The sequence below is a fragment of the Terribacillus sp. AE2B 122 genome, from assembly GCF_902497585.1.
Lineage (GTDB): Bacteria > Bacillota > Bacilli > Bacillales > Amphibacillaceae > Terribacillus > Terribacillus saccharophilus_A.
In genome coordinates, this window is sequence record NZ_LR700942.1 from 348,311 (window position 1) to 354,538 (window position 6,228).

7 protein-coding genes are annotated in these 6,228 nt (G+C 44.7%); all 7 read left to right on the forward strand.

Features of this window, described 5'->3' with window-relative positions; all coding sequences use genetic code 11:
- Positions 1-17 precede the first annotated feature (17 nt).
- Positions 18-458: a hypothetical protein gene (locus AE2B122_RS01785; protein ID WP_095218132.1), complete on the forward strand. Its 441-nt coding sequence runs from the start codon at positions 18-20 to the stop codon at positions 456-458.
- An 81-nt stretch (positions 459-539) separates the two neighbouring features.
- The gene (gene yqfC / locus AE2B122_RS01790) at positions 540-821 is read left to right on the forward strand and encodes a sporulation protein YqfC (RefSeq protein WP_038561424.1); all 282 of its coding nucleotides are present in this window, start codon (positions 540-542) and stop codon (positions 819-821) included.
- Positions 822-845: 24 nt separating this feature from the next.
- Positions 846-2,084, forward strand: coding sequence for a sporulation protein YqfD (gene yqfD / locus AE2B122_RS01795; RefSeq protein WP_175072939.1), 1,239 nt, complete (start codon positions 846-848; stop codon positions 2,082-2,084).
- Positions 2,085-2,086: 2 nt separating this feature from the next.
- The gene (locus AE2B122_RS01800) at positions 2,087-3,043 is read left to right on the forward strand and encodes a PhoH family protein (RefSeq protein ID WP_038561419.1); all 957 of its coding nucleotides are present in this window, start codon (positions 2,087-2,089) and stop codon (positions 3,041-3,043) included.
- Positions 3,044-3,099: 56 nt separating this feature from the next.
- Positions 3,100-5,214 (forward strand): HD family phosphohydrolase, encoded by a 2,115-nt coding sequence (locus AE2B122_RS01805; RefSeq protein ID WP_095268691.1) that lies wholly within the window; start codon positions 3,100-3,102, stop codon positions 5,212-5,214.
- Positions 5,214-5,687, forward strand: coding sequence for an rRNA maturation RNase YbeY (gene ybeY, locus AE2B122_RS01810; protein ID WP_095218129.1), 474 nt, complete (start codon positions 5,214-5,216; stop codon positions 5,685-5,687). The genes AE2B122_RS01805 and ybeY overlap by 1 nt, the downstream gene beginning before the upstream one ends.
- A complete protein-coding gene (locus AE2B122_RS01815; RefSeq protein ID WP_095218128.1) occupies positions 5,656-6,036 on the forward strand; it encodes a diacylglycerol kinase family protein in 381 nt (126 codons plus the stop codon). Before ybeY ends, AE2B122_RS01815 begins: the two co-directional genes overlap by 32 nt.
- The last annotated feature ends 192 nt before the right edge of the window (positions 6,037-6,228 follow it).

The window sequence follows — 6,228 nt, forward strand, 5'->3', positions numbered from 1 at the left end:
AGAAAGGTGGCAGGTGCATGTTTGATATGTTGCAATTTCTCGTGCCGTTAGCAATTGCTGCCATTGCTTTCTTTTTTAACGCAGCAGCCAAAAAAGGGGATAAAGAAAATAACGATCCCCGACGGACGCAGCCTCCGGTCAAGAACTGGCAGGAGAAGCAGCCGCGCACAAACAAAGAACAGCGTCAGCAGAAGCAAGTAAAGGCACCAGAACTAATTCAAGCGGAGCAAAAGGCCGATGAATTTAGAAAGCAGGCAACTGAGGCAATTCAACAAGTTGTGGAAGTACGTAGTGCCTCTTCTGTCCGTCAGGGTAAAAAAGGTCAACAGATAACCAAGCCAATCAGGCTGAAACGGCTGACCAGCAAACAATTAGCGGAACAAGTGCTCTGGTCGGAGATACTCGGAGAACCACGTGCAAAGAAACCGCATCGTACCTTCAACAAGCGAGTCCAATAATGGACTCGCTTTTTTTCGTTCATCAGTCTGTTCTTACTTCACCCTTCGCATCATAGAATGTGCAGAGGGGAGCTGGTGGAAATGAAAAAATGGCAGCAGCGGATCGGAAATTGGTTCACCGAGCATTTGGATATGCCTGCTGATGTGGTGCTTGAACTCCCTCGCATTACGACGATTGGCCATTTTCATGCCTATATCGAAAATCACAGAGGTCTCGTGCTATTTTCGGATAACGAACTTAGGCTGCGGCTTAACACAGGTTTTCTTCGTATAACAGGGGAATCCTTCGTATTGAAAGTCATGCTGCCAGAGGAGATTCTGCTCGAAGGCAAAATGAAGGAATTTAAATTCATTGATTCATAAGGCAAGCGGATCGGGGAGGTACGTATGAAAAAGCACACACAGGATATTTATTTTACTGGATATGTGACCGTTCTGATTAAAGGCGACAGACCGGAGCTTTTTTTCAATCAGCTTGTGCAGGAGAAAGTCTTAGTCTGGGATATCATCAAAAAGGACAGCCAGACATGTGAAGCGAAAATCAGGAAACAGGATATAAGTAAGCTTCGCATGCAGCGAAGAGGGACAGGCTACAAAATACAGTTTCGCAGCAAGCATGGATTTCCTTTCCTCTTCACTGCATTACTGCATAAGAAACCGTTGCTGCTGGGTATTGCCATCAGTATACTGTCCATCTTTTTCCTGTCAAATACAGTATGGAAAATTGAAGTAAGAGGCGTAAGTCCGGAATTGGAACACCAAATTGAAACGCGGCTGGACGAATATGGGGTACGCTTAGGTGCATTCAAGCTGACTCTGGGTGCTCCAGTCGATATTCAACAGCGTCTTTTACAGGATATTCCGGATCTTCTCTGGATAGGAGTGCAAGAGAAAGGGACAACCTATTCATTGGAAGGTGTGCCGAAAACAATTGTAAAAGAAGAGGAACAGCCAGGCCCCCGTCACCTTGTCGCGAAGAAAAAAGGTGTTATCGTCGATATGTTTGTATCAGAGGGAGTAGCGCAAGTTGGGGTACATGATTATGTAGAGCCTGGAGATGTGCTCGTTTCTGGTTTAATCGGCAATGAACCACCTCCTGTAAACAAGGATGAAAAGGATAAGACAGAGCAAAAGGATACACGGAAGCATGTTGCAGCAACCGGTAATGTCATCGCTAGGACGTGGTATAATGTGTCTGCAGAAGTTCCGCTTGAAGAAACATATACCGTTCTCAGTGGTAAACAGGACAATAAATATGCGATTCAGTTCGGAGACAGCTTCCAGCTGCCAGTTTGGGGGTTCGGAGAAACTGAGTTCAAGGATTCCCAAGAACAGACATCTGTCCGTCATCTCCGGTTCCTTCGCTGGGAGTTGCCGATCGGAATGAGGAAGACGACCGAATATGAGCGGGTTACTAAACAAGTGAAGCGGACAAAAGAAGAAGCAACTGCACAGGCTGAAAAATTGGCTAAACAGGATTTACAGCTCCAAGTTGGTGCTGATGCTGACATTATTTCTCAAAAAATTTTACATGAGACTATCGAGAATGGTAAAGTTAAATTAATCTTATACTTTCAAGTAAATGAAGATATTGCAACATCTCAACCTATATCTCAAGGAGATTGATTATGCCTGAAGACGTAAAACGTGTGAACCTGCAATTAAAAGATACCAATGAAACATTAGCTCTGTTCGGCACGGAAGATCGCAATCTAAAGCAAATAGAAGAACATTTCCGTGTATCCATTGTTACACGAGGGGAAGAAGTTCGCGTAACTGGTCCAGAAGAAGAAGTCCGGACTACAGAGGAGCTGCTGCAAGCGTTGGCTGCTGTCATTCGACGTGGCATTCCAATCGGAGAACGTGATGTGGTATACGCTATTGAATTAGCCAAAAAAGATAAGTTGGATCAATTCGAAACATTATTTGACGATGAAATAACGAAAAATGCAAAAGGTAAATCAATCCGGGTCAAAACGCTTGGTCAGCGGAATTATATCAATGGCATCAAGTCCAATGACTTGGTTTTCGGTATCGGGCCTGCCGGTACAGGTAAAACCTATCTGGCAGTCGTTATGGCCGTAAATGCCTTGAAAAAAGGTATTGTCAAGCGCATCATCCTGACACGGCCAGCAGTGGAAGCAGGCGAAAGCCTCGGATTCTTGCCTGGTGATTTGAAGGAGAAGGTGGATCCGTATCTGCGCCCGTTATACGACGCCTTACATGATGTTCTCGGTTTAGAACAGACGACCCGCTTAATTGAGCGTGGTACGATAGAGATCGCTCCGTTGGCTTATATGCGTGGGCGTACACTGGATGATGCTTTTGTTATCCTAGACGAAGCACAGAACACGACAAACGCACAGATGAAGATGTTTCTTACCAGACTCGGTTTCGGATCCAAGATGGTCATCACCGGCGATTTGACTCAGATTGACTTACCAAAAGGTGCCCTATCTGGTCTGCGTTCTATTGAAACAAAGCTGAGTAATGTAAAAGGTATCTATTTCACGTACTTAAAACAAACAGACGTAGTGCGCCACCCGCTCGTGCAGCGGATTATCGAAGCATACGAATCAGAGTAAAAGGACAGGGCCCGGCTTCGGGTCTTTTTCGGTTCAAGCGGATAGGAGGGTAGAGTGTGGCTAGAAAGAAGTTCAAGGACCTGTTTAGAAGGAATTCTAGAGCTGGCGAACGTGCATTCATCCTGATAGGAGCAGTATTGCTAGGTTGCTTCCTCTTCATTACGACAGCTTCTAATGTGACGACAAAGAATTATGACGTCCAGATTTATGATGCGGCAAATGAAACGATTCGTTCGCCGATTACGATCGAGAATGAAGCCCAAACGGAAAGACAAAGGCAGGAAGCCAGCCAGCAAATAGATGACCGTTACACAGTATCATCTGAAATTACCGAAGCGAAAACAGATGCAGTAGAAGAGATTTTTACTGCAATCGAACAAGCAGATGATGCCGATCAACCTATCGATCAAAGGGTCGAGTCAGTCAAAAATCTGCTTTCTGTATCTGTTAAGGAAGATTTGACGGATAGACAGTTGGAACAGTTAATCCAAATACCATCAGACGAACGGGAAATTAGTGAAAAAGTATTTGTTGATACCATGACTGGATATCTTGAAGATGGGGTAAAACGGGATGAGGTACAGCAGACGCAGGAAGAGATGGGAGAAAGAATTGATTATGCGGATGTGTCCGATGGAGCCAAGCAAGCGCTCCGTTCGCTGACTAGCTTTGCCATTGTTCAAAATGCATCCTTTGACGCGCCGGATACAGCTTCAGCAAGAGCAGAAGCCCAGCAGAGTGTGGCACCTGTCATGATTCGTGCAGGCCAAATCATCGTTCAAGAAGGTCAGACGATCACGAACGATGTATATGAAGAACTGGAGCTCGTAGGTCTTTTAAGCAATACAAGGAATGTCCTGCCGCTTGTTGGTCTGGTGCTATTTATGTCTCTCTTAGTCGGTGTTTTAGCATATGAAACAATACATACATTAAAAAAACAGACTAGGCCGAGTAAGTCTGTCCTGATGTTTTCGTTTTTGCTTACTTGTATGTCTGTTCTATTATTGAAGTTAATCAGTGCCCTTGGAACAACAGATCAGCATTATTATTTGCTGCTTCCTGCTGCATTTGCGGCAGTTTTATTCCGGCATCTGCTTAGCGAACGGTTCGCTATCGGATATTCAATCGTGTACAGTATATTGGCTGGAATCATCTTGAATGATGAAATACCTGGATCTTTGAATATGGAGGCAACACTTTACTTCTTGTTTGCCCAGCTCGCAGCGGTCTATTCGATTCGAAATGTAAAGGATAAGACTGCGATGGCAAAAGCGCTGCTATTGCTGGCAATTGTGCAAGTAATTAGTGTATTGTTATTCTTATTCTTTGCATTTGAAAAATATGCTTGGGAATCGGTGTTACTTTATGTTGGTTTTGCCGTCTTGTCTGCTATATTGACAGTCATACTTGTAGCAGGTATTCTGCCGTTTGTCGAAGCTGGATTTGGTGTACTTTCCGAAACGAAGCTTTTGGAATTATCGAAACCAAACCACCCGCTGCTGAAAAAAATCCTTACTGATGCACCTGGGACATATCATCACAGCATTATGGTAGCCAATTTGTGTGAAGCTGCATGCGAAGCAATCGGAGCAGACGGACTGCTCGCCAGAGTCGGTGCATATTACCACGATCTTGGCAAAACACGGCAACCGCAGCTTTTCATTGAGAACCAAATGGGTCGAAACAACCCGCATGACAAGCTATCACCGCGGCAAAGTGCAGAAATCATTATCCGCCATCCATATGATGGAGCACAAATGCTGCAAAACAACCATTTTCCAAAAGAAATTGTCGATATGGCCAAACAGCATCATGGCACATCGCTTTTGAAGTTTTTTTACTACAAGGAAAAGGAATATAATAAAGAAGTAAAGGAAGAAACTTACCGTTATCCTGGTCCAAGACCGTCTACACAAGAGGCCGCGGTCCTATCGATTTGTGATTCTGTTGAAGCGGCGGTTCGTTCCATGAAAGAGCCGACTCAGGAAAAAATCAGCAGCTTGGTAGACAGTATCATCAAGGATAAGCTGATGGATGGACAACTGGATTGTGCACCGTTAACTTTGCAGGATTTGCAAGTAATCAAAGAAGCGATTTGTCAGGCTCTTACGGGAATATTTCATTCCCGTATCGAATACCCGGATGAAGAGAAAGTGAAGGAGGCAAACTAATGCATATTGATTTTCATGATAAAACAAATAGCGTGACAGCAGATTACGTTGATCTGATTGATCGACTGATCCAATACGCAGCAGATGCAGAAGAAATAACAGAGGAAGCGGAGATGTCCATCACTTTTGTGGACAATACTGAAATACAGATAATCAACCGTAATTATCGACAAAAGGATGCGCCTACAGACGTCATATCCTTCGCCATGCAAGAAGAAGGGGAAGGGGAACAGCAAATCATCGGAGAAGAAATTCCCATTGTTTACGGTGATATCATTATCTCTGTCGACAAAGCCAAGGAACAGGCAGAAGAGTATGAGCATAGCGTAGAGAGAGAGCTTGGATTCCTAGCTCTGCATGGCTTCCTGCATCTCTTAGGATATGATCATATGAATGACGCAGATGAGAAGAAGATGTTCGGTCGACAAGAGGAGATTTTGAATGGCTTCGGACTCAAACGGGAAGAAAACTAAATCCGGCATCGGATTTCGCTATGCGTGGAATGGGTTACGCTGGACTTTCCTTGAGGAGAGGAACTTCCGCATCCATACGATCGCAGCAATAATTGCGCTAGCAACAGGTGTGATTTTTCGAATCGACCCGGCAGAATGGGCGGCTGTCCTTTTAAGTATTGGGTTCGTCATTGTGACGGAAATGATCAATACAGTCGTCGAGCTCATGATGGACCATCTTTCGCCTGAGCAAAGCAAGGCAGCAGGTCTCATCAAAGATATTGCAGCAGGTGCTGTCCTCATTGCAGCCATCACTGCTATTTGTGTCGGTATGGTCGTTTTCGTTCCAGAAATCATTTCTGTACTGTGAGGAAAACCGTCCATGTAGATGGGCGGTTTTTTCTTGGTTTAGTTTGCGACTAGGAGAGCCAGGGACTGCGCCGTAAGCGATTAATCCCGCCGTGGGGAAAACACCTACTCCGGGCCTTCTCACTTACCACTTCGTTTCTAACCGGTCTTCTACGCTTTTGGTTTGTCGTCTAGCTCCGAAGACCAGAAACTG

Bases quoted from the DNA above. Each gene is read 5' to 3' on its own strand.
- AE2B122_RS01785 (WP_095218132.1), top strand. From the start codon at position 18: ATGTTTGATATGTTGCAATTTCTCGTGCCGTTAGCAATTGCTGCCATT.
- yqfC (WP_038561424.1), top strand. From the start codon at position 540: ATGAAAAAATGGCAGCAGCGGATCGGAAATTGGTTCACCGAGCATTTG.
- yqfD (WP_175072939.1), top strand. From the start codon at position 846: ATGAAAAAGCACACACAGGATATTTATTTTACTGGATATGTGACCGTT.
- AE2B122_RS01800 (WP_038561419.1), top strand. From the start codon at position 2,087: ATGCCTGAAGACGTAAAACGTGTGAACCTGCAATTAAAAGATACCAAT.
- ybeY (WP_095218129.1), top strand. From the start codon at position 5,214: ATGCATATTGATTTTCATGATAAAACAAATAGCGTGACAGCAGATTAC.
- AE2B122_RS01815 (WP_095218128.1), top strand. From the start codon at position 5,656: ATGGCTTCGGACTCAAACGGGAAGAAAACTAAATCCGGCATCGGATTT.